Below are 26082 nucleotides of genomic sequence, written 5' to 3'. Positions count from 1 at the left end.
GACTAGGATGGGTTGTGGGCAACAGAGAAGGTACAAAGCACTCACCCCCTAACTGCGCTTTGCCAAAAGCTCAGATCAATATGACCTGAGCAACCTTACTTCACAGAGCCAGTAAGCCGCTATTCAGCCAAATGAAACGTCCACCAATAACGCAAAGCAACACTGCAAATCCATGCTTCAACCACTTTGCCGGTAGGCGGTGGGCCAGATTAGCGCCGAAGCGAGCAAAGATCGTACTGGTCGCAACAATCCCCAAAAAGGCAGGCCAGTAGATAAATCCACTGCTCCAGCCTGGCAGTAGAGTGTTGCCCCAACCCTGCACCGCAAAGCTGAGAGCTCCCGCAATGGCGATGGGCAAACCGCAAGCTGCGGATGTAGCAACGGCTCTCTGCATCCGCACCTTGCAACGGGACAGAAATGGCACGGTGAGCGAACCACCACCAATACCAAAGATTGCCGAAACCCAACCAATCACTGCACCTGCGCCAGCTAATATGGGGGCTGCTGGTAAAATACCGGCACCCTCCTCCGCCCCACTGTGCCGCAAGCCACTCAGCCACATGCGAATGGCAATAACGATGGCAAAGACACCGATTAACAGCTGTAACCAGGCCCCAGACAGCCAATCTGCTGTCATTCCGCCAAACCAGGAGCCAATAAGAATCCCCGGAGTCATCATTCCAAACAAGTGCCAGTCCACCGCACCTTTTTTATTATGTGCGCGCACTGAGCTGATAGAAGTAATGATGATGGTTGCGAGAGATGTCCCCACCGCCATATGAGTAAGGATATCCGGGGAGATACCCATGGCAGTAAAAACCAGCACTAGGGCCGGCACGATGATTAAACCACCGCCCACCCCAAAGAGGCCGGCAATAGTCCCTGCCGCAGCCCCCACCAACAAGTAAATAAGTAAGGTTTCCATCCAGTCTCTATCCTTTAATACAACCGCTAGCACTGACCGCAGCGCCCTTGGGCCTGTGAGTTATCACTATTTTTTGAGAGGGAATTTAGGTGGCACCCGAGTGCCGATTACTCTCGGGCTTCAACGGTGAGCCAGTCAAACCCTTCCTGCTGACAGGCAAAAATGCAGTTCTCGACACTCTCCACCATTTCTGCCAGAGCCGAACGAGCAAGTTCGAGAGTATTGTTTTTTTCGCTAATATGGGCGACCACCAGATGCTGCAGCTGTTCATAACCCACACGCTGTAAAAATCCCGCAGCCTGCTGGTTACTCAGGTGCCCATAGGCACCACCTACACGCCGTTTCAGAGAGGGGGGGTAGGGCCCCTGCGCCAGCATCTGTGGGTCGTGGTTGGCTTCCAGAACCAGTGCATCGCAACCTGCAAAATGGGATTCCACATGGGGCGTTACTGTGCCCAGGTCGGTCAATAAGCCCAAACTACTCCCTCGGCTGCGGAATACATACTGTGCAGCTTCTCTGGCATCGTGCGGTACGGCGACAGGTGTCACCTGAATATCCCCAATCAGGAAAGGCTGATGCCCTTCGATCAAGTGCACCTGTGGTAACTTGCCGATATCACGGGCGCGAAGAGTCCCTGGAGTCAGGTAAATCGGCAGGCCATACTTGCGCGCAAGCGGAGCGACACCGGAGAGATGGTCGCTGTGCTCGTGGGTTACCAGTATCGCAGCGAGGTCAGCCGGAGACATACCGAGCCGAGACATACGTCGCTCGGTTTCCTTGATGGTAAAGCCGCAGTCCACTAACAGACATTGGTCGCCACTGGCGACCAATGTACCGTTTCCTTTACTGCCGCTTCCCAGTGAGGCGAAGCGCAGACCCATTATTAAATCAGGTTCTGCTGAATAGAGAGCAGTAGCTGGGAGGCCTTGTTACGCGAGAGAGGCTGACCGCGGGTATCGCGGATACGCACTTCGATCTCATCGTCACCACCCCGAATCACAATTAAGTAGCCGGGGAAGCCGCCCTCAGGAATTGAGCCGACACCCAAGCCTTTGATTTCCTTGAACAGCGCAGGCTCACTACCCTCAGAGGTATCGATACCGGCAAGGATCTGCTGCAGGGTTATCTGGTCGGCATTTTCGGCCAGCTCATCGTCCTGCTTGGACTTCTTACCCCAGGAGAACCAACCACCATCATCCTCTTCACTCTCCGCCAACTCGCGCTCTTCATCGTAGGTAACGTAGAAAAGACCGATATCGGAATCCTCGCGATGCAAGCGATAAGCGCCGGCATTCACAGCGTGGGCAACGGTAGCCCAAGCACGTTCCATCTCGAGCCCCATGGAAATATAGGGTTCGTGACCTACGGGCTCACGCAGCTGCACCTTTACAGAGCTACCACCTATGGCCTGGGCCACCAGAGAGGCCGAGGCGCCGGAGGCATCTGTGGCCAGGGCAGTGGACATCTCATCGATCATCCAGCCCTCGCGCTCCGGGCTGCTTGAGAGTTGCGGCCAGTTGACCGTTCCCCCCACAGGAGCATCCACCGCAACAGATAAGTGGCGCACGTGGACCTCGGTGGTGTCCGGCTGAACACCAGTCTCTATCTGCAGGCGATATTTATCCTTGGTATCGGGGCTCTCGTTAAATGTCATCCAGGCGGTTTCCATAATACCGGCACTGGCATCAGACATCTCCACGGTCAGCCCGGAAGTGCGCAGGAAATAGTGCAGCTGGGGCCAAACCTCTTCGGGGGGTTGGGAAATCAATACCCAGCGGCTGTTGCCCAGCTTCTGAATTTTTACCCGCTCCAGCCCTGCATTGACCGATAGTGCCTGTGGACGCGGCACTTCAAAGTCCCCATCCTCTAAGCCATTTCCGGCGATCTGAGGAATCTCGTAGAGTTCTTCCTGGTGTTTGGCGTTGATACCCTCTGGAATCTGCAGCGGCGCCAGGCTGTCCGCCTGCTGGTAATCGTTACTGCGATCGCGAAAATAGCCATCGTTGCCGAACACACCACAACCCGCCAGGCTGAGACTAGAAATACAAAGCGCGACTCCAACGGTCAATTTGTTCATTAAAGCTTTCCTGGTTAATTCACGATTCGCAGGTTTATAGTACGCCGGCACTGCGAAGAGCCTCGCGCACTGTAGCATGATGCTCAGGCGAGAGACTGGTCAGCGGCAGGCGGATGCCACCATCAATACGGCCCATCTCCCGCAAAGCCCACTTCACCGGTATCGGGTTGGACTCCAAAAACAAAACTTTGTGCAATATTTGAATACGCTGGTCTATTGCCCGTGCAGTCACGGCGTCTCCAGCCAGCGCGGCCTCACACATCTGAGCCACTGCCGCTGGGGCCACATTGGCAGTGACACTGATATTACCCTGGCCGCCCATCAACATCAGTTCCATGGCAGTACTATCATCACCGGAGTAGAGTGCAAAGCCCTCTGGCAAGGTATCCAATAAAACTTTAGCGCGCTCCAGATCACCGGTGGCCTCTTTAATCCCAACGATATTACCAATAGATGCCAGGCGCTGAACTGTCTCAGGCAACATATCGACGGCAGTGCGGCCGGGCACGTTGTATAGAATCTGTGGAATCGGCACAGCCTTGGCGATAGCGCGGTGATGTTGATATAAACCTTCTTGGCTCGGCTTGTTGTAATAGGGCGTCACCAATAGACAGGCATCGGCACCACAGCGGGCGGCACCTTCAGTTAGATCGATCGCCTCGGCGGTAGAGTTAGCGCCAGTACCGGCAATTACCGGAATACGCCCCGCGACCTGATCCACAACCCGACGGATAATCTCAACATGCTCATTAACGTCGAGGGTCGCGGACTCTCCTGTGGTCCCCACGGCCACTAGTGCACGTGTGCCCTGTTCAATATGCCAGTCAACTAGGTTACGCAAACTGTCCCAGTCCAAGCTTCCGTCTGCAAACATTGGGGTGACCAGGGCCACCATACTGCCGGTAAACATCCTCTCTCCTTATTTATTGCGCTCGGCCTGGAATAGCACCGCCAAAGTCGAACTGGTATGTTACTTAGGGCGCAGAATCTATGCCAGTGCCACTAGCTCGCTACCTTCCTGCGCTTCTTTTTCTTCTTGCGCACACCTTCATAGACATTGGTTGCGCCCTCTGGACGGGTCTTAAAGCGGCGGTGAACCCACATATACTGCTCTGGCGCCTCGCGGATACGCGCTTCGATGAAGCGGTTGACCAGAATCGCGTCCTGTAGTTCATCACCGGAAGGAATTTCATCGATGGGATCGTACACTTTGAGGCGATAACCGGAATTGTCATCCAGGCGGGTAAGCACGTAAGGCACAACCCTAGCGCGCCCCACACGGGCAAATCGCGAAGTCCCTGTGACGGTCGCTGCAGGCACACCAAACAAAGGCGCAAAAACACCCTGCTTAATCCCATAATCCTGATCCGGAGCATACCAGACCGCCCGACCATGTTGCAGGGCGCGCAATACTCCACGCACATCCTTACGCTGATAAACGCTGCCACCACCTGTATGGCGCTCGCGTCCTTTGCGTTGCATATAGTCATAAACCGGATTTTTATGGGGCCGGTACATGCCATCCAGGGTAATACTCATACCCATCAGGGCCGCCCCCATCTCCAGAGTGGTGAAGTGCATGGCCATCAACAACACACCCTGCCCCTGAGACTGGATTTGCTGTAACTGCTCAAGGCCCTCGAAAGTACATCGCTTTCGCAACCAGCGCGCTGAGCGAAACCAGGCCATACCGGTTTCCATTAACGCGATGCCACTGGATTCAAAATTGCGGATAAGTAAGTTTGCCCGCTCGGTATCACCGAGCTCGGGAAAACACAGGGCCAGGTTGCGCTCGGCTATGGTGCGGCGGCTCTTGGCCATTCGAAGCATTGCTCGGCCAAAACTGCGTCCCATTGCCAGCTGCCAGCGATAGGGCAGTTGAGCCACCAAGAACCAAAGACCGAACAACAACCAGGTCGGCCAGTAACGGGGGTGCAGCAGGGCCGCTCGAAAACGAGGTTTTTCCATCGGGTATCGCTACGCGGCCGGGGAGTTCCCCCGGCTTAATCGGTTGAATTCGGCGTAGTATAACCTATGGGATACGGCGCAGGGGTGGACAACTGGCCAGTGACACGGCGGATTAATGACGCAGCAGTGAGTCCAGCTCATCGACTGCGACGCACCAGTCAGAATCTTCTTCTATGGCACTCTCGAGAAATTGTCGCTGCCCCTCGGTCCAGAAAGATGCTGCGGACAATTTCTCATGCCGATGCAGGTAATGAGTGATCAGAAACTCATGTATTTCCGCATCCTCTGAAGCCAGCCCCAGCTGGGCGAACAAATCATTGAGAGTGTGATGCCCGGTGGTCTCCATAAAAACTCCCTAAAATTTTCCCTTACCGGTTACGCAATTTTCTCTCCCAATTATAGATATCTCCACCCGCGCACTAAGGTGCCGGGTTAGGGTTTTCGCTGTGGATTGTCTCAATTGCTGCCAGCACTTCCTCATCGAGCTTTAAATCAAGGCTGGCAATATTTTGGCGCAACTGCTCCATGGTTGTGGCGCCGATAATATTAGAGGTCACAAACGGCTGCTGATTGACGAAGGCCAGGGCCATCTGCGCAGGGTTTAGATCAAATTGACGCGCCAATTTCACATAGGCCTCGGTAGCTGCACCAGTGCGCCCCCCCGTATAGCGCTGGAAACGATCATATAGTGTCAAGCGTGCGCCGACGGGCTTTTCCCCTCCCAGATACTTCCCGGAGAGGACCCCAAAGGCCAGTGGCGAGTAAGCCAATAATCCACATCGCTCGCGCAGGGACATCTCGGCACAACCAATCTCAAAAGTACGGTTCAATAAGTTGTAGGGATTTTGGATCGAGGCGATGCGCGGCTTGCCTAAAATCACCGACTCCCTAAGATACTCATGCATCCCCCAAGGGGTCTCATTGGAAATGCCAATGTGGCGCACCTTACCCACCTTGACCAGCTCCTCCAAGGCATCGAGAGTCTCGGCAATAGCGATGCCATCATCCCCTCCATGCTGATAGCCGAGACGGCCGAAAAAATTGGTCAGGCGCTCGGGCCAATGCACCTGGTATAGGTCGATATAATCGGTAGCCAGCCGTTTGAGGGATTGGTCACAGGCCTCCAGTATCTGCGCACGGTTCAGCCGCGGGCCCGAGCGCAGATGCCCAACGCCGGAGTTTGCCTCCCCACGCCCGGCTACCTTGGTGGCGATAATCACCTTGTCGCGCCCACCGCGGGCCGAGAGCCATCTGCCGATAAACTCTTCCGTCCGCCCCTGGGTCTCTGGCCGAGGTGGCACCGGGTACATTTCGGCGCAATCAATAAAATTCACCCCTTGCTCGAGGGCATAATTCAGCTGTTCGGCGGCATCATCGGCGCTATTTTGCTCGCCAAATGTCATGGTGCCCAGGCAGATCTGGCTCACTTTGAGATTGCTGGTACCGAGCTGGCGGTATTCCATGAAGTCCTCCCCGCAAAAACAAAATGGGAATTATGCCCCCTTGCCGCAGGTAGAAAACAGGGAGGTGAAGAAGTAATTAGGGAATGAGAGAAAATGCCATGCAGACCTTAACGGTGAGGCAAAATAAAGGGGAGTAGCGACACGACTCCCCGTGGGTAGGGGCTCCAACTTGAGCCCCGCAAAAATCAACGGAACTCCGCCTCTACCAATGGGCTGGTATCCGCCTCATAGTCAACACTCTCAGAGCCAAAACCAAACAGCTTGAGAAAATCCGCCTGATAGCCACTGTAATCAGTCAACTCAAACAAGTTTTCCGCCGTTACCTGAGGCCACAGGTTTTCAATCTTAGCCTGGGTCTCCGGGCGCAGCTCTTTATCATCCATACGCAGGCGATTCTCTTCATCGAGGCGCGGCGTATCGGTATAGAGCCCTTCGGTGTAAAGACGATACAACTGCTCAATACAGCCCTCGTGAGTGCCCTCTTCTTTCATCACCTTGTAGACCAGGGAGATATAGAGCGGCATTACCGGGATCGCGGAGCTGGACTGGGTAACCAGAGCCTTGAGCACCGCAACATTAGCGTTTGCCTTACCGCTCTCGGTAATCGCCTTAGCGGCGCGATCCAGGTCTTCTTTGGCCTTGCCGATGGTGGCGTGGCCATAAATCGGCCAGGTGAGCTTTTCACCGATATAGGTGTAAGCCACCGTCTTGCAGTTATCGGCCAGAACCCCAGCTTCGCCCAGGGCCTGCATCCATAGTTCCCAGTCCTCACCGCCCATCACCTTCACAGTGTTGGCAATCTCTTCCTCGCTGGCGGGGTCGACAGTGATATCGGAAATTTCCAGTTTGTCGGTATTCAGGTTTTTGGCGGTATAGGATTCACCGATGGGCTTTAATACGGAGCTATAGAGTTCACCGGTCTTGGGATCTGTACGGCGAGGTGAGGCGAGACTGTAGACCACAAGGTCTACTTGCCCCAAGTCCTCTTTAATCATTTCAACAGCCTGGGCTTTTACCGTGTCGGAAAAGGCATCGCCGTTGATACTCTTAGCATAAAGGCCGGCCTTATGCGCCTCGGCCTCAAAAGCTGCGGAGTTATAGTAACCAGCAGAGGCTGTGCGCTTCTCCGTGGGCGGTTTCTCGAAAAACACCCCCAGGGTATCGGCGCCACTGCCAAAGGCGGCAGTTATCCGCGAGGCCAATCCGTAACCGGTGGAAGCACCCACGACCAGGACACGCTTTGGACCATTTTCGATCGCTGGCTGCGACTTGATGTAGTCAATCTGCTCACGCACGTTGGCAGCACAGCCCTGCGGGTGGGCATTGGTACAAATGAATCCGCGAACTTTCGGCTGGATAATCATCCTAACAGTCTCTCCCTATGCACTTGGGGAATCGTGGTTATGTGATCACAGATACGCGGAACACGCATCGGGGAAAACGGTGCTGCAAACCCTGCGCATCGACGCCTGAGTCACACTGATAGGTCATTCTAATGGTTGTGGCCTAGGAGTCCCATAGCCCCTTTTCCCTTCAAACAGCCTCACTGTCCAGAACCTCCCCAATAGCGGCCAAAGTGGCCAAACACCCCTAAAGTGACTTTTTGCACTATTTTTGCGCATCAGGATTAATTTCACGCCGGATATACGGCTTAAATCTCTTGTTATGGCACGCATTCCACCTGAAAAGCTCAGCTAGACTTTCTCAGGCTTGGCACGCTGTGTGCAGAACACTCCATATGCGAAAGCTATCGGTTTGAATACTGGAAGCATCCAATCCGAATAGCCACTGCGCAATTACTTACCCGTCGAGCGTTAAACCCAAAGTAAGTTAGGAAGGTCAGCGTGAAATATTACTCCCGTCACTGCGTCAAACCCTGCGATCTGAATCCCGCACAGCGCCTGTTTGGCGGTCAGCTGCTCGCCTGGATTGATGAAGAAGCCGCCATTTTTGCCGGCTGTCAAATGGGCACGCCCATGCTGGTCACCAAGCTGATGTCAGAAATTGACTTTGTTAGTTCAGCCTGCTGCGGCGATGTCGTGGAATTCGGCTTTGAAGTGGTTGGTATTGGTCAGACCTCCCTGACCGTGCACTGCGAAGTGCGCAACAAGCAGACCCAACAACTGATTGTGCAGGTGGAACAGATTGTTTTCGTGGCACTGGATGCCAACGGCAAACCCACTCCCCACGCCAAGGCCGGGATGACCCTTGAGCAGGCGCGTATCGCTACGCGGCGTGAGCGGGAGCTTCGCGAGCGTCGATTGGCCGGTTAAAGCTCTCTTTAATCCCCAGAAAGCTATTCCTGTGGATGGCGGTATAATGACCATTTTGTCACTGCCGTTATCCACCATGTTGCAACTACGCTTTAAAACTCCGAGGGCCTGGGCAGAGGTAGTGCTCAAAGATTTCAATCGTTTTCTACAGGATCACGCCGCCGCCGAAAAGAAGGCCTCTGGCATGGCTGTCTCCATGTTCTCCCACTATCCGGATAAACCTCTGTTAGTGGAAGCCATGGTGAACCTGGCATTAGAGGAAATGAACCATTTTCGTCAGGTCATCAAAATCATGCACGAGCGAGGTATCTACCAAGCAGCGGACGAGAAAGATCCCTATATCCACGCCCTGCGACAGTTAATCCGCCGCGGCCCTGATGAATACTTGATGGATCGCTTGCTCACCGCAGCCATTATTGAGGCGCGCGGTTGCGAGCGCTTTGGCCTGGTGGCCGAAGTACTACCAGAGGGGCCGCTGAAAACTTTTTATCGGGTAATCACTGAGAGCGAAGCCCGCCACCATGAACTCTTTTTAGAGTTGGCACTGGAATACTTTCCTAGCCATACAGTAGAAGACCGCCTTTGCCATCTACTGGATGAGGAAGCGCGAATCACTGCGGCACTGCCCTACCGTGCGGCTCTGCACTAGTCAGGGATGGAGGCAGTAATCCGATACAACCCACGGAGATAAGCAATCGTGTATGCTGGCGCGGATATACCTTGTCTGTAATGAGGTTTCCGCATTTATGTCCACCCTTCGCCAACACTGGTACCGCTTGGTACTACTGAGCATTTTCGCCTTTACTTGGGGTTGGTCCGCCTGGCAGCCCCTACATCCGGATGACTGGTTGCTGGAAAACTATCTGGTCTTTGCAGCCCTTCCCGTTATTTTGCTCAGCGCCCGGGTATTTCCTCTATCCAGGGTTTCCTACACGCTAATCACCCTGTTTATGTGCCTGCATGTCATCGGCTCCCACTACACTTACGCGGAGGTACCATTCGGTTTCTCCATGGGAGAGTGGCTCGGCAGCGAGCGCAATATGTACGACCGGTTGGTGCATTTTAGTTTTGGCTTATTACTGGCCTACCCGGTACGAGAGATATTGATCCGCCTCGCCGGCTTGCGCGGTTTTTGGGCTTACTTCTTCCCGGTAGATGTCACCTTCGCCCTGTCCTCCATTTATGAAATTATCGAGTGGCAAGCGGCGCGCACAGTTTCCCCGGAATTGGGCATCGCCTTTCTCGGTTCACAGGGGGATATTTGGGATGCGCAGAAGGATATGTTGCTGGCGGGCCTAGGCGCCATAGTCGCTATGTTGATTGTACTGGCCCTAAACCTGTGGCTGAACTCCAATACTTGGAAAGAAATACGCAGTAGTATACGGGTTCCTGAAGGGGACAGGGCCAGAGGAGAAGTCAAACTCCTGCAATGGTGGCGCAACCGGCACAGCCATTAATCCGTCAGCCTGTACCCGCGTAAGTCAGTGGCAGGCGGGTAGTCTGTTTCATGGTCTCCATCACAAAACTGGAACTGACATCGAATAGGTCAGCTTTAATCAGCGCCTTGTAAAGGCGGTCGTAACCAGGCATATCGGTAACCACCGCCTTGATCAGGTAATCAAGGTCCCCACTCATACGGTGCACCTCCAATATCTCGGCGATGCCTTGCACCAACTCACCGAACTGAGCAGCCCAATGATCATTGTGCTGATTGGTTCGAATGGAAATATATACGGTCAGTGGCAGATTGAGTTTCTGCGGGTTCAGCAGTGTCACCCGTTCGGCAATCACGCCCTCCTCCTCCAGCTTGTTAATACGCCGCCAACAGGCGGATTTTGATAGCCCCACCTGCTCGGCAATATCCCCCACAGAGAGTGTCGCATCCCGCTGCAATAACTCGAGAATTTGTTTGTCCTGCCGGTTAAGTGCCGCTGCCATACCTGTCCCCACACTGACCACCAAATAGCTTATCGTCTCATCAAATGTGTAAATATCAATACAATGATCCGAAATAATTACTATTACGGCATGCTGTTTCGGATTTGAAATAAAAAACCATACAAATAGGCACATTGTTTCACTCCCAAAGCCCTAGAGTGCCCCTATAAAACAGGGAAGAGAATCATGACCACTCTTATCAAGCACATCCGTGAATCTGTTATCGGCGATCGCACACCGATTCCGACTCCTTTTGGACCGAGGCCTTTGGTTTATGCCGATTACACCGCTTCCGGTCGTTCATTGACGTTTATCGAAGATGCCATCCGTCAGCAGGTACTGCCCTACTACGCCAATACCCACAGCGAGAGTTCCTTTACCGGTGCCCAGATTAGTGCGCTGCGCGAGGAAGCGCGGGAAGAAATTCGCCGTGCGGTCAATGCAAGCCCCGAACACAAGATCATTTTTTGTGGCTCTGGCGCCACCGCTGCGATCAACAAGCTGATCGATATCCTTAACTTGCGTCTGCCGGCTGACCTGGATAAGCGACACCAGCTACTGGAGCAAATCCCTCCGCAACAACGGCCGGTGGTTTTTATCGGACCCTACGAGCACCATTCCAATGAATTGCCCTGGCGGGAAAGCATCGCCGAACTGGTTTCTATTCCCCTGAATCGCCAAGGCGGGCTGGATCTAAACGGTCTGGAATCCATGTTGCACACTTACGCCGAGCGACCCGTGAAGATTGGCAGTTTTTCCGCTGCCTCCAATGTAACCGGCATTAAAACCGACGTAGCGGCCGTCACCCAACTGCTACACCGCTACGGCGCTCTGTCCTTCTGGGACTATGCGGCTGCCGCGCCCTATGTGGAGATCGATATGTGTGCAGTTGGGGACAATGGGGACAAGACAAATAAAGACGCGATCTTTATTTCACCGCACAAATTCGTCGGCGGGCCGGGCAGCCCCGGTATTTTGGTGGTACACGAGCGGCTGTTAAAAAACTCTGTACCGGCGACTCCCGGCGGAGGCACAGTACTCTATGTCACCCCGAAAGATCACCGCTACCTGGAGGACCCGGAGCGCTGTGAGGAGGGCGGCACACCCGCCATTGTTGAGTCTATTCGCGCCGGCATGGTCTTCAAACTGCAGGGGATGGTGGGCACAGAGGAAATTGCCAGACGTGAAGAGCAGTTTATCAACCGAGCGCTGCAGCGCTGGTCCCGTGAAGAAAATATCGAAATTCTCGGTAACCTGCAGGCACCTCGCCTTTCCATCGCTTCACTGCGTATTCTCTGGCAGGGCAAGGACTTGCACTACGGCTTTGTTGTGGCACTGCTCAATGATCTGTTTGGTATCCAGGCCCGCGGTGGCTGCTCCTGTGCCGGCCCCTATGGGCACGCACTGCTCGGCATCGATATGGAGCACAGCCGCGCTCTGGAAGAACAGATTCTAAAGGGGCAAAAACTACTACGGCCCGGCTGGGTGCGCCTGAATTTCAATTATTTTATCGACGAAGACACCTTTGAATACTTGCTAGAGGCAGTTGCCCTGGTCGCACAGCACGGCTGGAGGCTGCTGCCCTATTACGCCTTCGACACGGCTCAAGGAGTCTGGCGCTTCCAGCAAGAAAAACTCGGCCCAGTTGTCAGCTTGGCAGAGATGGATTTTTTCGCAGGGGCAATAAACGAAGAAGAGGAGCCTCAACCGCTAAGGACCCTGAGCGACTACCTTGCTATCGCGGAGGAGGAGCTATGCCGAGCTCGGCCGGAGGCGCATTACTGCGAATTAACACTACCTGCAGATGCCGAAGTACTGCGCTGGTTCACCAGCCCCAGGGAGGCAGCGTTGGCACTCTGAGGCCGCAACCCCAGAGCTTCAATGATCAACGCAACAGCAGCAGGGGTTGCCGGGTTTTTAGCAGCATCTTGGCGGTGATGCTCCCCATTAACAGATCACGCAGGCGATTGTGGCTGAAGGCCCCCATCACTGTGAGGTCAATCTGGTGTTCTGACTGATAGGCAATCAAAGCTTCAACCGGATTGCCCTCCAGGTGGCTGGCTGTAACCGCCAGCCCCGCAGTATCCAGCTCAGCGCTGGCCTGCGCCAGCAGCTTCTCCGCCACATCCGCAGGTCCCACATTGACCAGATGGCAGGACATCTGCCGGAACAGAGGGCTCTCTGCCACCAGCGACAGGGCCTTGCGCGCGGCTTCGCTACCATCGTAAGCGAGCATAATGCGCTTAGGTGGCTGGAATTCCCGGTTAACCACCAGAATCGGCTTGTGCAGAGCACGCACCACCGTCTCCAATTGCGCACCCAGGCCCTGGTCAGAATCCGCGTGCTCTTCACCGCGAATACCGAGCACCAGCACACGAATCGAATCCTCAAGCTCCACCACGGACTCGGGCAAGCTGTCGTGGCGCTGGCAGCTCATTACCTGCTCCACTCCAGCAGCCTCAACGCGAGTACGCGCGGCCTGCAACATCAGTTTGCCCTGTTTTACCAGCAGCTGCGCGCGCTGTTGCTCCAGCGCGGTCAGCTCTTCCAGTAACTCTTCCTGGCTGCCGAGGCCGATGCTGCCGGTGAAGTCCGTTACCGCCGGAACCTCACTGCGTTCGATGTTATGCAACAGCTTTAACGGCGCACCCAAGCTATCGGCCAGCCAGGCCGAATAATCACAGACTGCGCCGGTGTAATGGGAGCCGTCGATACAGGAGAGTATCAACGGCGGTGTAGCACCACTACCAAAGGAGTTATTGTTATTGTCGCTGTTGCTTACGGCCATCAATGTCCTCCAAGAACCCGTTCAATTTCCTCGGGTTTATCATGTACGCCGAACCGGTCGACGATTGTCTCACTGGCTTGGTTAAGTCCCACCAGCTCTACCTGGGCGCCCTCGCGACGGAATTTCAGCACAACTTTGTCTAGGGCGTTCACCGCGGAGATATCCCAGAAGTGCGCGCGGCTGAGGTCGATCACTACCGTATCCACGACTTCTTTGAAGTTGAATGATGCGGTGAATTTATCGGCGGAATTAAAGAAAACCTGCCCAATCACTTTATAGGTTCGACGACTCTGCGCCTCGTCCAGTTTACTGCTTACATACATAAAGTGGCTGACTTTGTTGGCAAAAAATAGCGCGGCCAGCAACACCCCAACAAACACACCATAAGCCAGGTTATGGGTCCACACTACCACAATCACAGTGGCCAGCATGACCAAATTGGTGGAGAGCGGATAGTGTTTCAGGTTGCGAATGGAGCTCCAATCAAAGGTGCCGATAGAGACCATGATCATGACCGCCACCAGGGCCGCCATAGGGATCACCGCCACCCAGTCACTGAGGAACACCACCAGGGTCAACAGGCCAATACCGGCCACCAGGGTGGAGAGTCTACCGCGACCGCCAGACTTCACGTTGATTACCGACTGACCAATCATGGCGCAACCGGCCATACCACCGAGGGAGCCTGCAGCGATATTGGCGATCCCCTGCCCCTTACACTCGCGGTTTTTATCGCTGTTAGTATCGGTCAGGTCGTCGACAATGGTTGCCGTCATCAGAGATTCCAGCAGACCGACCACAGCCAGGCCAGCGGAATAAGGAAAGATAATCTGCAGGGTTTCAAAATTCAGCGGTACTTCGGGCCAGAGGAAGATCGGCAGAGTATCCGGCAGTTCACCCATATCGCCGACGGTACGAATATCCAGCCCCATGGTTACGGCTACTGCGGTGAGCAGTAGGATACACACCAGCGGTGAGGGCACCGCTTTACCAATCACCGGAATATAGGGAAAAAGATAGATAATCCCCAGGCCCGCTGCGGTCATGGCGTAGACCTCCCAGGTGCCACCGATCAATTCGGGCATCTGCGCCATAAATATCAAAATGGCCAGGGCGTTCACAAACCCGGTCACCACCGCCCGGGACACAAAGCTCATCAGGCTGCCCAGCTTGAGGTAACCGGCAATAATCTGCAGTACCCCAGTGAGCAGCGTCGCCGCCAGCAGATACTGCAAGCCGTGCTCCTTCACCAGCGTCACCATCAGCAATGCCATGGCCCCCGTGGCCGCGGAAATCATGCCCGGCCGGCCGCCCACAAAGGCGATCACCACGGCAATACAGAAGGAGGCGTAGAGTCCAACCCTGGGGTCCACCCCCGCAATAATAGAGAAGGCGATCGCCTCTGGAATAAGAGCCAGGGCCACTACCAGGCCTGCGAGAACGTCGCGACGTATATTGCCGAACCAGTCGGCTTTGGTCGATGAGAGCAGCGATGGAAGGAACATAAACGCAATAAATTTGAATTGATCAAAAAAAGGCCGCGCACTCTACCACATGCACAGTCCCCCCGCATAAATCCCCACTACAGACCAAAGATTCAGCGGATAGACCTTCGCCTTCAGTCTCCCCAGCCCTAGCTTTATTCATCTTCCCCGGCCCCTTAGCACTAGCGGACAAAGCGGACAGCGGACACTTTTTGCGGACACCCCCGAAAAAGCCCCGCACTACCAATAAGTCAAAAAATCCTTATTTTTCAATGAGTTAACAATTATTTCAAAGTTGGCACAGCCCTTGCTGAATACCCGGCAAAACCAGTTTTTTTGATTTGCATCCGAATAGAAAATTTTTTGCATCCAAGTTGGAAAAACAAAGCCCCGATAAAGAGTAATGGAAAGCGAGATGATCAGAGACACTTCCAGGCAAGATACAAAAATCGAAGCCGTGCCGCTGTGGAAGAATCCAAAAGTAATTAAGAGTACCCTCGGCCTCGGCCTGGCCACCGCTTTCCTCACCTGGGGTATCAGCGCCTGGCATAGCACCAGCTCCGTGGATAACACCCTATCTCTATCAAGGATCAATATCGCCCAAGTGGAGCGCGGTGATCTAGTGCGCGACCTGGTGGTTCAAGGCAAAGTCGTCGCCGCCAACAGCCCCACCCTGTTTAGCCCCGCTCAAGGTATCGTGAAGTTTTCCGTGAAAGCCGGAGATAGCGTAAAGGCCGGTCAGATCCTCGCCAGCGTCGACAGCCCAGAGCTGTCCAACCAACTGGCCCAGGAAAAGGCGCAACTGAACCAGCTCGGTGTGCAGCTGCAACGGCAGAAAATCCAGGCCAAGCGCCAGCAGATGGAGAACGAGCAAAAAGCCGACCTGGCCAAAGTCGATCTCACTGCAGCTAAGAGGGAGTTAAAGCGCTCCGAACTCTCGATGGAGAAACAGATTATCTCCCTGCTCGACTTTGAGCGCAGCAAGGATGAAATGGCCCGCGCCCAGCTGGAATACCAACAGGCCGTACAAAATGCAGAGCTGGAGAAAGAGTCCCTCACCTTTGAAACCCAGACTCTGGAGTTGCAGCTATCACAACAACAACTGCAAGTGGAGGAGTTGGAGCGCCGTGTTCGCGAGCTGCAGATTCTCTCTCCAGTGAATGGCACTGTCGGCAGTCTCGCCGTTACCCAACGCAGTGCGGTGCCCGCTAATTCACCGCTGATCACTGTAGTGGATCTCACCAGTTTCGAATTGGAAGCCGCCGTGCCAGAAAACTACGCCGACGACCTGGGTCTGAATATGGCCGTGGCCATCAACCTTGGAGGGCGGGAACTGCCCGGCGAAATCACCGCGATATCCCCTGAAGTCATCGACAGCCAAGTCATCGCCCGGGTGCGCTTTAGCGAGGGACAGCCCCAAAACCTGCGCCAGAACCTGCGCCTCACCGCTCGCGTACTGCTGGAGAACCGCAATGATGTGTTGCTGGTAAAACGTGGAGGCTTTCTGGATCAGAGCGGCGGCCGCTTTGCATTCCGTCTCAACGATCAACAACAGGCAGAGCGCGTTGCCATCCAAGTCGGCGCGCTGGGATTGAAGCAAGTGGAAATTGTTTCCGGCCTGCAAGAGGGCGATCAAATCATTATTTCCGCCTCCGAAGAATTGGATACGGCGCAGCTGGTTGCCCTGAAAGAATAAGCCGAGCAAGACATTTAACACGCGCAAGCTACTCCCACTCAGCTTCCGTGATTCATTAACGATTTAAAAAATTCAGTGATAAACAAGGAATATCGCCATGCTTAAAATGCATAACGTCCGCAAGAGTTTCCGTACAGACACCATAGAAACCCATGCCCTGCGCGACTTCAGCCTGGAAGTAAAGGAAGGGGAATTTGTCTCTGTGACCGGACCCAGTGGTTCAGGCAAAACCACCTTTCTCAATATCGCAGGGCTACTGGAAACCCCAACCGGTGGCCAATATTTGCTGGACGGTGAAGACGTCAGCAACCTGAATGACCGCCAGCGCTCCCGCCTGCGCAACGAGAAAATCGGCTTTATTTTTCAGGGATTCAACCTGATTCCAGATCTCAACCTATTCGACAATATCGATGTGCCTCTGCGCTATCGCGGCTTTAATGCTAAAGAGCGCCGTAAGCGCATCGAAAAAGTTCTGGAACAAGTAGGTCTATCTGCCCGAGCTAAGCACCTTCCAGCACAGCTGTCCGGTGGTCAGCAGCAGCGTATCGCCATCGCCCGTGCCCTGGCCGGCGAACCGCGCTTCCTGCTCGCGGACGAGCCCACCGGAAATCTCGACTCCCTGATGGCGCGCCAGGTTATGGAGCTTCTGGAGTTTATCAATGAATGGGGCACAACTATCGTGATGGTCACCCACGACCCCGAGCTGGCCCGTCGCGCACATCGCAATATTCAGATTGTGGATGGGCAAGTGTGTGATCTGCGTCCGGTCACCGAGCAACCTGAAGCCGCTACTGCTTAAGGAGCCTGCAGTAATGATTGGATACTATATTTCCCTGGCTCTGCGCAGCCTGCGCAGTACACCGATATTAAGTGCACTGATGGTCGCGGCCATCGCGGTGGGTGTTGGTGCCTCCATGACAGTGCTTACTTTGAACTACACGATGTCAAAAAATGCTCTCAAGCATAAAGATGACGTACTTTTCGCAGTACAGCTCGATGGCTGGGATGTTAATGAAGCCGCAAATACCACCAATGAAATTCCCTGGCAACTAACCTATAGAGACACCCAGGCCCTGCTACGCTCCGATATCCCCACTCACCAGGTAGCCATGCACCGCTATGGTTTCACCGTGGAGCTGGAAGATTCAGCGATCCGACCTTATACCGCCGATATCCGCGTAACCACTCGCGATTTCTTCGCCCTATTCGATGTTCCTTTTATCTATGGAGGAACCTGGGAACAAGCAGCTGATAACTCCCCCTCGCAAGTGGTAATACTCTCCAAGGCCACTAATGAAAAATTATTCTCGGGAGAAAACAGCGTTGGCAAAACAGTCGTATTAAATAGCCAGCCTTTTACAGTCATTGGCGTTATTGATACCTGGGAACCCTCACCCAAAGTTTACGATGTAAACAACAGTTCCTTTGCAAAAGTTGAATCCCTTTTCGTGCCTTTTGGCCTCCACCGCAAGCTGGAAATTTACAGCTGGGGGAACACTAATGGCTGGGGTAATAGTGGAGAAGGAGAGGGAGAAGGCTACGAGGGTTTCCTACAAAGTGAGAGCGTCTGGATTCAATTTTGGGTTGAACTCCGCGATAGCGAACAGAAAGCTGAGTACGAAAACTTCCTAACCGCGTATATTCAAGGACAAAAGGACCAAGGGCGCTTCGAGCGACCATTAAAGTTTGCCCTGAGTAAACCTTCCGAGTGGCTAGTTCTTAACGAAGTTCTCAGCGATGACAATCGTATATTGGGCTGGGTATCTCTGGCTTTTCTGTTGGTTTGCGTTATCAACGCGGTAGCTCTGCTACTAGCCAAGTTTCTGCGCAAAGCGCCCGAAGCGGGTGTGCGCCGGGCGCTTGGTGCCAGCCGTAATGCCATCTTCACACAGCACCTCATTGAAAGCTCTACCATCGGTATTCTCGGTGGGATAGTTGGTATTTTACTTGCTTTTATGGGCATCAGTGGAATCCGTTATTTGGCCATGGGACAACTGGATACAGTGGCCAAGATGGATTGGATAATGGTAATAGCCGCCATCGGGCTTGCCCTGATCGCAAGCCTGCTGGCAGGGCTTTACCCAGCTTGGCGTATCAGTCGCACTAATCCATCCATTTACCTGAAAACCCAGTAAAGGACGAGTCATGCTTGAATTAAAACCCATGTTATCCGCCCTCTGGCGTAACAAAGTTCCTGCCATGCTGATCGCTCTGCAGCTTGCATTGACACTGGCAATCATCAGCAACACGGCTGTTATCGTAAAAGATCGCATTGCAAAAATAGAAAGACCTACTGGTATTGCCGTAGAGGAGATCATAGCCATCAACGTAATGGCGATCCCTAATAACTACGATATGATTGGAGCTGTATCTTCTGATTTAGAATTACTGCGAAAACTGCCTTTCGTCCAAGATGCAACGGTTACCAATCAAGTACCTTTATCCCGGTCAGGTTCCGCGGGCACTTTTTACAATCAACCTAATCAGGAAATCGGTGGAGAAGTCTCTAACCGTTACAATACAGACCCAAACTTTATCAATACTCTGGGCCTAAAATTAGTGGCGGGGCGAAACTTTACCAGTGCTGAAATGCAATATTTTGATCCCAGTGAAAATCGGGATATCAATGTCGCAGTTATTACCCAGCAATTCGCGGATAAAATTTACCCAGACCAAGATCCTATTGGAAAACCCCTCTATGATGGCAACACTTCCCATCCAATAGAAATTATTGGTATTGTCGAACGGCATCTGGGCGCTTGGGTGGATTGGCCAAAAGCAGGCAATGTGGCCTTTTTCCCCATTGTCAGAAATACTCAGGACGTCAATTATTTAGTACGTGCTGAGCCGGGAAAGCGCGATGAAGTGTTGAAGACCTTAGTAGAGAAACTGTCAGAAAGGGATCCTCAAAGAGTTATAAGAACCAGAGTTCTCTCAGAGTATGTCGCTCGCAGTTATGCAGGCGATAACTTAATGGTAAAAGTGTTATCTATTGTTGCAGCCACGCTCAGCTTTATCGTAGCACTGGGAATTGTCGGCCTGACAATCTTCTGGATTAATCAGCGGGCCAAACAAATTGGCGTAAGGCGTGCACTAGGTGCAACCCGCAGTAATATCAGCCGTTATTTTCTGATTGAAAACAGCCTGATTGCCGCTACTGGTATTGCCCTGGGCAGTGCCGCAGCCTTAATCGCCAACCAATATATGGTGCGCGATTACTCCCAGCCGGTATTAACCCTGCTGCCACTCACTATCTGCGCTCTATTGGTACTGGTTGTCAGTCTTTCTGCAGCTCTAGCACCAGCACTGCGCGCTGCCAATATTTCCCCGGCGACTGCAACACGAAGTGTATAAAGATTGGACTTGGTGGTCAGCCTTCTTAATAGCCTGACCACTATTCTTAAGAAAACATAGAAGGATTTTTTATGCGCAATTATTTTAGAGCTGTAGGTTTTACAGCTATATCGCTTTTCATGTCCACAGCACTTGCCGAGCAGCACCCAGTCGTTGCCGGCCCTCAAGCCACAAAGGAATTAGAACAAGAAATCACAACTGTGGACTCACAACTGTTTGATGCAGTTTTCAATAACTGTGACATCGACAAACTGAGCCAGCTTATAACCGAAGACTTGGAAATGTACCACGATAAATGGGGAAAAACCGCAAGCTCAGCGCAAGAGTTTCTCGATGGTATTAGTGGTATGTGTGAACGACAAAAATCTGGCAACGATATCAAGGCACGCCGCGAGTTAATTGCTAAAAGCGTAAAGATATTCCCAATCAACAACTACGGCGCGATCCAAACCGGAACGCATAATTTTTATGGTATTCACGCCAACAACAAAGAAGTACTGCGTGAAAGTGGACAATTTACCCATCTCTGGCAAAAGGTAGATGGACAATGGAAGCTCGCCAGGGTGCTGAGCTTTGATCACCAACCTGCCAACAATAGTCAATAGCTCCTAACACTTTGGTGAATTCCTTCAGCTGGGGCACATATTGCCCTAGCTGCAGTTCCCCCTTAATACCGACTCATTGCATAATGCTCAGCTTACAAGCTGGCTCTTGGTCCTATGGATAAAATACTCATTATCGACGATAACAGCGGTATCGTCTCAGCCCTAGAAATACTGTTATCACTGCACGACCTACAGCCTCTCTGCGCCATTACCCCCCAGGCAGGTCTGCAGCTGTTGCGGGAAAACCGGGATATCAGCCTGGTGATCCAAGATATGAATTTCACCACGGATACTACCTCTGGTGAGGAGGGGCGCGAACTGTTTTTTGCCATTCGCGAAATTAACCCAGATCTACCCATCATTCTTTTGACCGCCTGGACGCAATTGGAAATGGCCGTGGAGCTGGTCCGCGCCGGTGCTGCCGATTACCTGGGCAAACCCTGGGACGATAACAAGCTGATTTCCACCATCAATAATCTTCTTGAACTCGGTGAATTGCAAAAACGGCAACGGACTTCCCAGCAAAAGGCCATCGATGCCCGCAGTGAATTACAGGATAAATTCGACTTGTGCGAGATCATCTACCGCAGCGATAAAATGCAACAACTGCTAGAGATGGCCACGCAGGTGGCCAAATCTGATGTACCAGTTCTAATTACAGGGCCCAATGGAGCCGGCAAGGAAAAAATTGCCGAAATTGTGCAGGCCAATTCCATGCTACGTGATCAACCTTTTGTAAAGATCAATGTGGGCGCCCTACCGGAAGAGCTGATGGAGGCAGAACTATTTGGTGCCGAGCCAGGCGCCTATACCGGCGCTGGTAATAAGGCCCGTGAAGGACGTTTCGAGGCCGCCGATGGCGGCACCCTCTTTCTCGATGAGATCGGCGAACTTTCTGCCAGTGGGCAGGTGAAGTTATTGCGCGTACTGCAAACCGGCGAGTTCCAGCGGCTCGGTAGCAGTCAAACCCGCAAGGTTAAGGTACGAGTGATCAGTGCCACCAATAGCGATCTGCCCCAAGCCATCACTAATGGCAGCTTTCGCCAGGACCTGTTCTACCGCCTGAATGTGATTGAGTTGCGCCTGCCCCCCCTGTGTGAACGCCCCGAGGATATAGCCCCGTTGGCCATGAATTTTTTACAGGATAACGGCAGTTCAAAAAAACTCTCCCCCCAAGCGTTGACCGCCCTAACCCGCTATCAGTGGCCCGGCAATGTGCGTGAACTGCAAAACGTGATGCAACGCGCTTCGGTTCTCTGCCGTGGAGATACGATAGATGAAGCACTGCTTGCCCTGCCGAAACAGGCCTCAATAGACAGGGCCGAAGTACATTTCGAGCCCAGCCGCGAACTCCTACAGCAAACGCTGGCCAGCTGTAATGGCATTATCGCCCAAGCTGCCAGGGAACTGGGCATGAGCCGTCAGGCACTGTATCGCCGACTGGACAAACACGGTATTCCCTATTGATGTCGAAATATTTCTCTCTGGAAGGCCGTATCCTCGCCTTCTCCATATTGGCTCTAGCCATCGCCACCGGCCTGCCGTGGTTATTAAGCTTTATTGGTTTGGACGCCCGTCTCTCCTGGACCCTGGGCCTTATCCTGGGAATTTGTGCTCTTATCAGCCTGATACATCTGGCACTAAAGCCCCTGACCTCCACCCTGAAATCCCTACAGGGTGGATTGCTCAACTTTCGCGATGGTGACTTTTCTATTTCACTGGTCTCTCCCCGGGATACTGAACTGAGCAAGATCACGAATTTATACAATGATATCGGCGAACACCTCAGACGCGAACGCGCCCATATCTATCAGCGGGAATTACTTCTGGATACAGTAATACAAAGCTCTACCCAGGCTTTGATCCTGGTGGACCAGAGTGATCATATTATTTATTCCAACAGTAGCGCTAAAAAGTTACTCAATGGCGGGAAACCTATTCAGGGTTTACTGTTGCAAAAGTTGCTGCCCAACAGCCCGAAAGAAATTGCCAGCGCCATACAAAATTGGGATAACGGCCTGTTTAATTACACGGATAAATATGGCAGCCACTCCATGCATATTGGCAACAGCACATTTGTACTCAACGCCCACAAGCACCGCCTGATTGTTATGCGCGAGATGACAAAGGAGCTCACCAAGGCGGAAGTAGAGGTATGGAGAAAAGTGATTCGCCTGATTAGCCATGAATTAAATAATTCCCTCGCCCCCATCTCCTCCCTGGCCCACTCAGGAAAAATGCTGATCGCCAAACCGGATAAAGCCGCGGCGCTTGGAAAGGTGTTCGATATTATTGCCGAGCGCTGCAAACACCTGACTGAGTTCACCCAAGGCTATGCCAGCTTTGCCAAATTACCCCCACCAAGCTGTGAACAAGTCAGCTGGCAAGAACTTGTAGAACGTATAGCCCCCCTACAGAAATTTATTTTAAATGGTGAACTACCAGAGCGACCAGGCTACTTTGATCCGGTACAAATTGAGCAAGCTCTACTAAATTTAATCAAAAATTCCCGTGAAGCGGGTTCCAGCATTAATGATATCGAACTGTCGATTCACACTGATGGTCTGGGTCAACAACTGGTTATTGCCGACCGTGGTTGTGGCATGAGTGAAAAAGTGTTGCAACAAGCGCTGCTGCCATTTTTCTCCACCAAAGAACAGGGAGTGGGCCTGGGCCTCGCCCTCTGTAGAGAAATTGTCGATGCACACGGAGGGCACATTCAGTTAATGAACCGAAACGGTGGCGGCTTGCAAATCTCACTATGGCTACCCTGGGAGCAAGAAGCTTAATAGCAAAAATTTAAATTAAACAATTAAAATAGAAATTAAGCCTTCCAAGAAGGGTTAAGATAAAAAAATAATTCCAGAGTGTGCACCCACTATCTCAGTGCAAAGCAACGTAAATAACCTTGTAAAAAAATACCAAGTCCATCACAAAAAAAGTGCTGTGGCTCTTCCCTCTTACTTCGTTGAACAACATGGGGCTACTGAAAAGTTCAGCCGGCCCTTAAGGTTCGGGTAATGCACCGGCAAAGTGCCCTTAAAATTTATAAAAATCTCCCGAGCTCTTTGTTAAAACAAAAATGAAAGAAGGGATCAATGCTAAAAGTAAATAGTCTGCTGCCCGTCAGCGCGCTTGCTCTCAGCCTGATGGCTGCGAACAGCTACGCTGCACCCTCACCTCAGCTACAAGGTGGCAATCAGTTCGACCTGGTAATCGCCAACGAAGCCAAGCTGATCGACATGCTCAAGCGCTCAGGCCGCATTAGTAAAAATGCATCCATTGGCGAAGCCGAGCGCACTCTACACCAGTTTCTGAAAGAACGTGCCAGTAAAAGCCAAAACTTGGCCCAGGATTTGTCTAGTGAAACGGTACAAATGATGAAGCATGCCCGTGGCGGCAAGCATCCCAGATTAGGGCGCGGTAAAGGCAAGGGGCGCTTTCATGGCATCGGCCGTGCACCGGCACCCATTCAGCTCGAAAACTATGAAGGTGAGATGCGTACCGCGAAGGTTCTCGCGATCCTGATGGACTTCCCCGATTTCCCCCACAACAGCATTGAGCCAGGGGAAACGGATATGTACTACGAGGACTATGCCGCACAACACTATGCAGACCTGCTGTTCTCCCAACAGGGCTTCACTGGCCCCCAGGGTGAAAACCTACTGTCTATGCAGCAGTTCTACTGGCAACAATCCGGCAATAGCTACTCCGTCGAAGGTGCAGTAGCAGGTTGGTACACTGCCAGTCAGCCAGCAGCTTTCTATGGTAACAATGAAAACGGCGATGCCCGTGCTCTGGTGCGTGAAGCACTGCAGGCTGCCGCAGCAGATCCCAGCGTTAACCTCGCTGACTTCGATATCGAAGACCGCTACGACCTGGATGGGGATGGCAACTATTGGGAAGCCGACGGCTTGGTGGACCACATTATGATCTTCCACTCCTCAGTGGGGGAAGAAGCGGGAGGCGGCCAGCTGGGAGAAGACGCGATCTGGGCGCACCGCTGGAATCTCGGCGATGTTTTCTCTATTGAGGGAACTACCGCATCAGTGGATTACTGGGGCGGCACCATGGCGGCCTACGACTACACAGTACAGCCTGCCGACGCAGCAGCAGGTGTTGTCAGTCACGAGTACGGCCACGACTTGGGTCTACCCGACGAGTACGACACCGATGGTTCCGGCCGCGGTGAACCCGTCTCCTCCTGGTCAATCATGTCCAGCGGCAGCTGGGCCGGTGTTATCCCTGGCTCAGAACCCACGGGTTTCTCTGCTTGGGCAAAGGAGTATTTGCAAACCAACCACGGCGGCAACTGGCTGCACGGCGAGACCATCGCCCTGCAAGATATTCCCCGTCGCGGCATCCCTCTCCTGCTTGACGAGGCGGTACACAAGGGCACCAACAACGATGCGATCCGTATCGACCTTCCCAAAAAGGAAGTGGTCGTGACCGTACCAACCAGCGGTGAATACGCCTATTTCAGTGGCAGTGACAACAACCTGCAAAACTCCATGGTAATCCCTGTCGACCTGACCGATGCTCAGAGCGCAAGCCTGACCTTCAAGGCCTGGTATGACATTGAGCAGGATTGGGATTACGGTGCGGTTATGGTTGACCTGGGTGAGGGCTTCGTCTCTATTCCCGGTAACATTACCACCGATACCAGCCCCAATGGGCAAAACCCGGGCTTCGGTATTACCGGCAGCTCCAGTGGTTGGGTCGATGCCGAATTTGACCTAAGTGCCTACGCTGGCCAACAGTTCAACCTGTCCATCGCCTATATTACCGATGCCTATGAAGCCAACCCCGGCCTGTTTGCCGATGACATCACCATCAATGTCGACGGCCAAGCCACCCTCTTCGATGATGCGGAGAGCGACGGCAACTTCAGCCTGACCGGCTTCAGCCGCCACCCCGGCTACAACCTCCACGACCACTACTACCTGTTGGAATGGCGTACCCACCGCGGTGTAGACCAAGGCCTGGCACACATAAATGTGGCCGGCCAAATGCTGACCTATAACGAGGGTCTCCTGATTTGGTATGCGGACACCAGCTATGAAAACAACTGGGTAGGTGTCCACCCTGGTAATGGCTTCCTCGGCGTAGTCGATGCAGATCAGCAGGTTCTGAAGTGGAGCGATGACTCCGTTGCATCTACTCGCTACCAGATCCACGATGCCACATTTGGTGTCGACTGGGCCCAGCGTCTAACACTGGACCTTCTGGAAGATTACGGCATCACCATGACCGATATCCACAACCGTCCCCAGCGGGTATTCAACGATCGCAGAAGTTTTAGCAGCGATGAGATCCCCGATGCCGGCCGCGCGATTACCCCTTACGGTTTGAAAGTTCGCGTAGTCACGCAGAGCAGAGACAAGTCGGTAGGTAAAATCCTTATCTCTCAGAAGTAATTCTGTTTTGAGATAAATCTGAAAGGCGGCCAGATGGCCGCCTTTTTTATAAGCGAATAAGATTTCTTCTTATTTCGTTTCCTTTCTGCAGCAA

23 protein-coding genes are annotated in these 26082 nt (G+C 53.0%); 12 read left to right on the top strand and 11 right to left on the bottom strand.

What is annotated here, in order from left to right; all coding sequences use genetic code 11:
* Nucleotides 1–100 precede the first annotated feature (100 nt).
* The 8 genes from ACJJI0_RS19395 to fabV form a co-directional block, all read right to left on the bottom strand.
* Entirely contained in the window at nucleotides 101–925 is an 825-nt protein-coding gene (locus tag ACJJI0_RS19395) for a sulfite exporter TauE/SafE family protein (RefSeq protein WP_444883846.1), read from the bottom strand.
* Between the two features lie 107 nt (nucleotides 926–1032).
* Nucleotides 1033–1806: an MBL fold metallo-hydrolase gene (locus tag ACJJI0_RS19390; RefSeq protein WP_444883845.1), complete on the bottom strand. Its 774-nt coding sequence runs from the start codon at nucleotides 1804–1806 to the stop codon at nucleotides 1033–1035.
* Nucleotides 1807–1808: 2 nt separating this feature from the next.
* Nucleotides 1809–3002, bottom strand: a complete 1194-nt coding sequence (locus tag ACJJI0_RS19385) for an NlpB/DapX family lipoprotein (protein WP_252084668.1) — start codon at nucleotides 3000–3002, stop codon at nucleotides 1809–1811.
* 34 nt (nucleotides 3003–3036) lie between these two features.
* On the bottom strand, nucleotides 3037–3912 hold the full coding sequence (dapA, locus tag ACJJI0_RS19380; RefSeq protein ID WP_252084667.1) for a 4-hydroxy-tetrahydrodipicolinate synthase: 876 nt from the start codon (nucleotides 3910–3912) through the stop codon (nucleotides 3037–3039).
* A gap of 92 nt (nucleotides 3913–4004) precedes the next feature.
* Nucleotides 4005–4970, bottom strand: coding sequence for an LpxL/LpxP family Kdo(2)-lipid IV(A) lauroyl/palmitoleoyl acyltransferase (lpxL, locus tag ACJJI0_RS19375; RefSeq protein ID WP_252084666.1), 966 nt, complete (start codon nucleotides 4968–4970; stop codon nucleotides 4005–4007).
* A gap of 112 nt (nucleotides 4971–5082) precedes the next feature.
* Nucleotides 5083–5316 (bottom strand): DUF2789 family protein, encoded by a 234-nt coding sequence (locus tag ACJJI0_RS19370; protein ID WP_252084665.1) that lies wholly within the window; start codon nucleotides 5314–5316, stop codon nucleotides 5083–5085.
* 73 nt (nucleotides 5317–5389) lie between these two features.
* Nucleotides 5390–6433 (bottom strand): NADP(H)-dependent aldo-keto reductase, encoded by a 1044-nt coding sequence (locus ACJJI0_RS19365; protein ID WP_444883844.1) that lies wholly within the window; start codon nucleotides 6431–6433, stop codon nucleotides 5390–5392.
* Nucleotides 6434–6618: 185 nt separating this feature from the next.
* Nucleotides 6619–7797 (bottom strand): enoyl-ACP reductase FabV, encoded by a 1179-nt coding sequence (fabV, locus tag ACJJI0_RS19360; RefSeq protein ID WP_444883843.1) that lies wholly within the window; start codon nucleotides 7795–7797, stop codon nucleotides 6619–6621.
* A 480-nt stretch (nucleotides 7798–8277) separates the two neighbouring features.
* Between fabV and ACJJI0_RS19355 the strand changes: the two genes are divergently transcribed.
* From ACJJI0_RS19355 to ACJJI0_RS19345, 3 genes are all read left to right on the top strand, one after another.
* A complete protein-coding gene (locus ACJJI0_RS19355) occupies nucleotides 8278–8706 on the top strand; it encodes an acyl-CoA thioesterase (RefSeq protein WP_252084662.1) in 429 nt (142 codons plus the stop codon).
* Between the two features lie 76 nt (nucleotides 8707–8782).
* The gene (locus tag ACJJI0_RS19350) at nucleotides 8783–9355 is read left to right on the top strand and encodes a tRNA-(ms[2]io[6]A)-hydroxylase (protein ID WP_444885957.1); all 573 of its coding nucleotides are present in this window, start codon (nucleotides 8783–8785) and stop codon (nucleotides 9353–9355) included.
* A 97-nt stretch (nucleotides 9356–9452) separates the two neighbouring features.
* The gene (locus tag ACJJI0_RS19345; protein ID WP_444883842.1) at nucleotides 9453–10163 is read left to right on the top strand and encodes a DUF2238 domain-containing protein; all 711 of its coding nucleotides are present in this window, start codon (nucleotides 9453–9455) and stop codon (nucleotides 10161–10163) included.
* A gap of 4 nt (nucleotides 10164–10167) precedes the next feature.
* Here the strand turns inward: ACJJI0_RS19345 and ACJJI0_RS19340 are convergent, their stop codons facing one another.
* The gene (locus tag ACJJI0_RS19340) at nucleotides 10168–10644 is read right to left on the bottom strand and encodes an Lrp/AsnC family transcriptional regulator (protein ID WP_444883841.1); all 477 of its coding nucleotides are present in this window, start codon (nucleotides 10642–10644) and stop codon (nucleotides 10168–10170) included.
* 186 nt (nucleotides 10645–10830) lie between these two features.
* Here ACJJI0_RS19340 and ACJJI0_RS19335 point away from each other — a divergent pair, with 186 nt between their 5' ends.
* On the top strand, nucleotides 10831–12504 hold the full coding sequence (locus ACJJI0_RS19335; protein WP_444883840.1) for an aminotransferase class V-fold PLP-dependent enzyme: 1674 nt from the start codon (nucleotides 10831–10833) through the stop codon (nucleotides 12502–12504).
* Between the two features lie 25 nt (nucleotides 12505–12529).
* Here ACJJI0_RS19335 and ACJJI0_RS19330 read toward each other — a convergent pair whose 3' ends face one another.
* Both ACJJI0_RS19330 and ACJJI0_RS19325 read right to left on the bottom strand, forming a co-directional pair.
* Entirely contained in the window at nucleotides 12530–13432 is a 903-nt protein-coding gene (locus ACJJI0_RS19330; protein ID WP_444883839.1) for a universal stress protein, read from the bottom strand.
* Entirely contained in the window at nucleotides 13432–14937 is a 1506-nt protein-coding gene (locus ACJJI0_RS19325; protein WP_152451629.1) for a SulP family inorganic anion transporter, read from the bottom strand. Before ACJJI0_RS19325 ends, ACJJI0_RS19330 begins: the two co-directional genes overlap by 1 nt.
* 394 nt (nucleotides 14938–15331) lie before the next feature.
* Between ACJJI0_RS19325 and ACJJI0_RS19320 the strand changes: the two genes are divergently transcribed.
* From ACJJI0_RS19320 to ACJJI0_RS19285, 8 genes are all read left to right on the top strand, one after another.
* The gene (locus ACJJI0_RS19320) at nucleotides 15332–16612 is read left to right on the top strand and encodes an efflux RND transporter periplasmic adaptor subunit (RefSeq protein WP_444883838.1); all 1281 of its coding nucleotides are present in this window, start codon (nucleotides 15332–15334) and stop codon (nucleotides 16610–16612) included.
* Nucleotides 16613–16709: 97 nt separating this feature from the next.
* Nucleotides 16710–17411 (top strand): ABC transporter ATP-binding protein, encoded by a 702-nt coding sequence (locus ACJJI0_RS19315; RefSeq protein ID WP_444883837.1) that lies wholly within the window; start codon nucleotides 16710–16712, stop codon nucleotides 17409–17411.
* A gap of 13 nt (nucleotides 17412–17424) precedes the next feature.
* A complete protein-coding gene (locus tag ACJJI0_RS19310) occupies nucleotides 17425–18747 on the top strand; it encodes an ABC transporter permease (RefSeq protein WP_444883836.1) in 1323 nt (440 codons plus the stop codon).
* A 10-nt stretch (nucleotides 18748–18757) separates the two neighbouring features.
* Nucleotides 18758–19966 (top strand): ABC transporter permease, encoded by a 1209-nt coding sequence (locus ACJJI0_RS19305; protein WP_444883835.1) that lies wholly within the window; start codon nucleotides 18758–18760, stop codon nucleotides 19964–19966.
* Between the two features lie 71 nt (nucleotides 19967–20037).
* Nucleotides 20038–20571, top strand: a complete 534-nt coding sequence (locus ACJJI0_RS19300; RefSeq protein WP_444883834.1) for a nuclear transport factor 2 family protein — start codon at nucleotides 20038–20040, stop codon at nucleotides 20569–20571.
* A 114-nt stretch (nucleotides 20572–20685) separates the two neighbouring features.
* Nucleotides 20686–22038 carry a sigma-54-dependent transcriptional regulator gene (locus tag ACJJI0_RS19295; RefSeq protein ID WP_444883833.1) on the top strand — a complete coding sequence of 451 codons (1353 nt, stop codon included), beginning with the start codon at nucleotides 20686–20688 and terminating at the stop codon, nucleotides 22036–22038.
* Complete coding sequence (locus ACJJI0_RS19290) at nucleotides 22038–23360, top strand: sensor histidine kinase (RefSeq protein ID WP_444883832.1); 1323 nt, start codon at nucleotides 22038–22040, stop codon at nucleotides 23358–23360. The genes ACJJI0_RS19295 and ACJJI0_RS19290 overlap by 1 nt, the downstream gene beginning before the upstream one ends.
* Before the next feature lie 309 nt (nucleotides 23361–23669).
* Nucleotides 23670–25988, top strand: a complete 2319-nt coding sequence (locus ACJJI0_RS19285) for an immune inhibitor A domain-containing protein (RefSeq protein ID WP_444883831.1) — start codon at nucleotides 23670–23672, stop codon at nucleotides 25986–25988.
* Nucleotides 25989–26082 lie beyond the last annotated feature (94 nt).

The sequence above is a fragment of the Microbulbifer mixtoriginis (SeqCode) genome (genome assembly GCF_052466695.1).
This window is presented reverse-complemented; position numbering and strand designations above follow the sequence as displayed.

Coding starts and splice junctions, on each gene's coding strand:
- ACJJI0_RS19395 (WP_444883846.1), bottom strand. CDS start 925: ATGGAAACCTTACTTATTTACTTGTTGGTGGGGGCTGCGGCAGGGACT.
- ACJJI0_RS19390 (WP_444883845.1), bottom strand. CDS start 1,806: ATGGGTCTGCGCTTCGCCTCACTGGGAAGCGGCAGTAAAGGAAACGGT.
- ACJJI0_RS19385 (WP_252084668.1), bottom strand. CDS start 3,002: ATGAACAAATTGACCGTTGGAGTCGCGCTTTGTATTTCTAGTCTCAGC.
- dapA (WP_252084667.1), bottom strand. CDS start 3,912: ATGTTTACCGGCAGTATGGTGGCCCTGGTCACCCCAATGTTTGCAGAC.
- lpxL (WP_252084666.1), bottom strand. CDS start 4,970: ATGGAAAAACCTCGTTTTCGAGCGGCCCTGCTGCACCCCCGTTACTGG.
- ACJJI0_RS19370 (WP_252084665.1), bottom strand. CDS start 5,316: ATGGAGACCACCGGGCATCACACTCTCAATGATTTGTTCGCCCAGCTG.
- ACJJI0_RS19365 (WP_444883844.1), bottom strand. CDS start 6,433: ATGGAATACCGCCAGCTCGGTACCAGCAATCTCAAAGTGAGCCAGATC.
- fabV (WP_444883843.1), bottom strand. CDS start 7,797: ATGATTATCCAGCCGAAAGTTCGCGGATTCATTTGTACCAATGCCCAC.
- ACJJI0_RS19350 (WP_444885957.1), top strand. CDS start 8,783: ATGTTGCAACTACGCTTTAAAACTCCGAGGGCCTGGGCAGAGGTAGTG.
- ACJJI0_RS19345 (WP_444883842.1), top strand. CDS start 9,453: ATGTCCACCCTTCGCCAACACTGGTACCGCTTGGTACTACTGAGCATT.
- ACJJI0_RS19340 (WP_444883841.1), bottom strand. CDS start 10,644: ATGGCAGCGGCACTTAACCGGCAGGACAAACAAATTCTCGAGTTATTG.
- ACJJI0_RS19335 (WP_444883840.1), top strand. CDS start 10,831: ATGACCACTCTTATCAAGCACATCCGTGAATCTGTTATCGGCGATCGC.
- ACJJI0_RS19330 (WP_444883839.1), bottom strand. CDS start 13,432: ATGGCCGTAAGCAACAGCGACAATAACAATAACTCCTTTGGTAGTGGT.
- ACJJI0_RS19325 (WP_152451629.1), bottom strand. CDS start 14,937: ATGTTCCTTCCATCGCTGCTCTCATCGACCAAAGCCGACTGGTTCGGC.
- ACJJI0_RS19320 (WP_444883838.1), top strand. CDS start 15,332: ATGATCAGAGACACTTCCAGGCAAGATACAAAAATCGAAGCCGTGCCG.
- ACJJI0_RS19315 (WP_444883837.1), top strand. CDS start 16,710: ATGCTTAAAATGCATAACGTCCGCAAGAGTTTCCGTACAGACACCATA.
- ACJJI0_RS19310 (WP_444883836.1), top strand. CDS start 17,425: ATGATTGGATACTATATTTCCCTGGCTCTGCGCAGCCTGCGCAGTACA.
- ACJJI0_RS19305 (WP_444883835.1), top strand. CDS start 18,758: ATGCTTGAATTAAAACCCATGTTATCCGCCCTCTGGCGTAACAAAGTT.
- ACJJI0_RS19300 (WP_444883834.1), top strand. CDS start 20,038: ATGCGCAATTATTTTAGAGCTGTAGGTTTTACAGCTATATCGCTTTTC.
- ACJJI0_RS19295 (WP_444883833.1), top strand. CDS start 20,686: ATGGATAAAATACTCATTATCGACGATAACAGCGGTATCGTCTCAGCC.
- ACJJI0_RS19290 (WP_444883832.1), top strand. CDS start 22,038: ATGTCGAAATATTTCTCTCTGGAAGGCCGTATCCTCGCCTTCTCCATA.
- ACJJI0_RS19285 (WP_444883831.1), top strand. CDS start 23,670: ATGCTAAAAGTAAATAGTCTGCTGCCCGTCAGCGCGCTTGCTCTCAGC.